Origin of the sequence: Candidatus Thioglobus sp. (genome assembly GCF_028599055.1) — a bacterium.
Classification (GTDB): Bacteria; Pseudomonadota; Gammaproteobacteria; order PS1; family Pseudothioglobaceae; genus Thioglobus_A.
In genome coordinates, this window is the sequence record NZ_JAQRMS010000124.1 from 1 (window position 1) to 3,468 (window position 3,468).

2 protein-coding genes and 1 pseudogene are annotated in these 3,468 nt (G+C 39.2%); 1 reads left to right on the forward strand and 2 read right to left on the reverse strand.

Annotation, left to right across the window (positions count from 1 at the left end; genetic code table 11):
• Window positions 1–284 (reverse strand): annotated as a pseudogene (locus tag PSN35_RS06660) (hypothetical protein); the annotation flags it as partial.
• An 82-nt stretch (window positions 285–366) separates the two neighbouring features.
• Window positions 367–1,449 (reverse strand): iron-sulfur cluster carrier protein ApbC, encoded by a 1,083-nt coding sequence (apbC, locus tag PSN35_RS06665; protein WP_300031192.1) that lies wholly within the window; start codon window positions 1,447–1,449, stop codon window positions 367–369.
• A gap of 85 nt (window positions 1,450–1,534) precedes the next feature.
• Between apbC and metG the strand changes: the two genes are divergently transcribed.
• A partial coding sequence (gene metG, locus PSN35_RS06670) for a methionine--tRNA ligase (protein ID WP_300031194.1) occupies window positions 1,535–3,468 on the forward strand: 1,934 nt, incomplete at its 3' end.

The window sequence follows — 3,468 nt, forward strand, 5'->3', positions numbered from 1 at the left end:
AAGTTATTAGGGTGAAAAATCTTAACAAAACTAGGGTTTTTTAAATCATCTGCATAAACAATGCCGCAATAGCGCTCATCATGCTCACTATCGAGAATTGATTTTATTTGGTTGATTTGATCGCAAAATTTAGCTGAATCCATAACACTATCAGGCATAGTTTCAAGTGTGTCATACACGTACCAGTCACTTGGGTTGTTATGCAGTGTTTCAAGTAATGCATGGCAATCTTCCCACTGCATAATGCCCATGAAACGACCTTTGAATTGATTAAAATAGTTCATACATAAAAAAAGCCTTGTTAAGGCTTTGTAGTTTACTTATTTTTTACTCTGTTAATTAAAATTGTAACAGGATAGATGATATTTATTCAATCGTGATACTAGGAAATGCGCTTACAGCACGATCTTGCTGTGTTAATTTAGCACTCACTTTTCTAGCAATCTCTTTATAAATCTCCGCCACTCTACCATTAGGATCTCTAGCAACGGTTGGCGTGCCTTCGTCCACATCGGTGCGAATATCCATTTCTAGCGGCAAAGCGCCTAAGAAGTTAACATCTGATTCTTGTGCCATAGAAGCACCGCCGCCAACACCAAAGATTGCTTCTTCATGGCCACACTTAGAACAGATGTGTAGCGACATATTTTCAACCACGCCTAAAATTGGAATGTTAACTTTTTCAAACATTTTCAAACCTTTTCTGGCATCTAATAAGGCAATGTCTTGTGGTGTAGTAACAACAACAGATCCACTCACTGGAATCTTTTGAGAAAGGGTTAGCTGTGTATCACCCGTACCTGGTGGTAGGTCGATAATCATGTAATCAACACCACGCCATAGCGTGTCACGTAACATTTGCTCTAAAGCTTGAGTAACCATAGGGCCACGCCAAATCATTGGATTGTCTTCATCAACTAAATAGCCGATAGACATACTCTGCATGCCGTGCCCAAGAATTGGTAATAGTTTGCCTTCTGCAGTCGTATCAGGCTTAAGGTTACTAACACCCAGCATTCTTGGCTGTGATGGGCCGTAGATATCTGCATCTAAAATAGCCACTTTGGCGCCTTCAGCTTGTAGTGCAAGTGCCAAGTTAACCGAAGTGGTTGATTTACCAACGCCACCTTTACCTGAAGCAACAGCAATAATATTTTTAACCTCTGATAAGATTTCAACGCCTTTTTGAGTGGAGTATTTAATAATCTTAGTTTCAATATTAACATCAACATTGTTAATATCTTTAGCAGCTAACGCATCGGTTACTTGCTGCTTTAATTCATCGTGGTAACCGCTAGCAGGGTAGTTGAGCTCAATAGTAATAGTTACTTTTTCACCGTCAATATCAATACTGTTAATTGCGTTTGAAGAAACAATATCTTGCTCTGTGTATTTATCAACAACATTACTTAAAATGCTATTAATCGTATCTACGGATAAATCTGCCATAATCTTGTACCTGTATTTCAGTAAAATGATGCTATTTTATCGTATAACGATATCATCCAACCCTAATATTAACAAGTCTACCTTTATGAGTTCAAGAAAAATTTTAGTCACTTCTGCCTTGCCTTATGCCAATGGTGAAATTCACCTTGGGCATTTACTCGAATACATCCAAACTGATATTTGGGTGCGTTTTCAGAAAATGATGGGCAACGAGTGTCATTACGTCTGTGCAGATGATGCGCATGGCACACCTATTATGCTTAAAGCAAATGAGCTTGGTATTACTCCAGAAGAACTGATTAAAGGTGTAAGTGAGCGCCATCAAGCAGATTTTAAAGATTTTTCCATTGGGTTTAGTCAATACCATTCAACTCATAGCCCTGAAAATAAAGAAATTTCAGCCGGTATTTACAACAAGCTGAACGACAAAGGCTTTATCAAAACCCGTACAATTTCACAAGCGTTTGACCCTGAAAAACAAATGTTCTTGCCCGATCGTTTTATTCGTGGCGAGTGCCCTAAGTGTGGCGCGAAAGACCAATATGGTGACAACTGCGAAGTATGTGGTGCAACTTATTCACCCACAGAATTGGTCAATGCAAAATCAGCCGTATCAGGCGCCACACCAATTACTAAAGATTCTGAGCATTACTTTTTTGATTTGCCACAATTTGAAGACCAACTTAAGGCTTGGACAGAAGCAGGGCACTTGCAAGCTGAAATCAGTAATAAGCTTTCTGAATGGTTTGAGCAAGGCTTGCAGCAGTGGGATATTTCACGTGATGCGCCGTATTTTGGTTTTCAGATTCCGGGTGTTGAAAATAAATATTTTTATGTTTGGCTAGATGCGCCAATTGGCTACATGGCAAGTTTTAAAAAATTGTGTGATGATCAAGGCCTAGATTTTGACGAATACTTTAATAAGGATTCTGACACTGAGCTGTATCATTTTATCGGCAAGGATATTGTTTATTTCCATGCACTGTTCTGGCCAGCAATGCTAATGGGTGCTGATTATCGCACCCCAACGGCGATTTACTCACACGGATTTTTAACCGTTAACGGCCAAAAGATGAGTAAGTCGCGTGGCACTTTTATTCAGGCTAGAACTTATTTAGAAAGTCTTAATCCTGAATGTTTGCGTTATTATTACGCCTACAAGCTGTCTAATCGAATTGACGATATTGATCTTAACTTGCAAGATTTTAAACAAAGAGTTAATTCCGATTTAGTTGGAAAAGTGGTTAATATTGCCTCGCGTTGCGCTGGCTTTGTGGTGAAAAAGTTTGATAAAACTTTGTCAGCTTACGCCATAGAATCTGAGCTATATAATGAGTTTGTTGCTCAAGGTGACGCTATTGCCAAACTGTATGAGGCTCGTAATTACAGTCAAGCTATGCGTGAAATCATGAAGCTTGCAGATAAAGCCAATCAATATGTTGATGAACACAAACCTTGGCAGTTAATTAAAGAAGAAGGTAAGGAGGCACAAGTTCATGACGTGACTTCATTAGCACTTAATCTGTTTCGTGTATTGATTACTTATCTAAAGCCGGTATTGCCAGAGATGGCCAAACAGGCTGAGTTGTTTTTAAATGTTGATGAGCTTAAATGGGCCGATCTAAAACACCCACTGACCAAGCATCAAATTAATAAATTTAAGCCACTGATGTCACGCATTGAAGATGATCAAATTAATAGCGTCATCGAAGCGTCTAAACAAACTGTGGCTGAGCAAGCACCCGAACAAGAAGAGGAAGATAACATGATTAGCATTGATGACTTTACTAAAATTGACTTACGCATCGCCAAAATTGTTAAGGCTGAGCATGTTGAAGGTGCAGATAAGTTATTGCAACTGACACTTGATATTGGTGAAGAAAATACGCGCAATGTATTTGCCGGCATTAAAGCACACTACAATCCTGAAGATTTAGAAGGTCGTTTAACGGTGATGGTGGCTAATCTGGCGCCAAGACAAATGAAATTTGGCTTATCTGAAGGCATGGTGCTGGCAGC

What these genes read in the sequence shown, in the direction of transcription:
- apbC (WP_300031192.1), bottom strand. Translation starts at nt 1,449, where the DNA reads ATGGCAGATTTATCCGTAGATACGATTAATAGCATTTTAAGTAATGTT.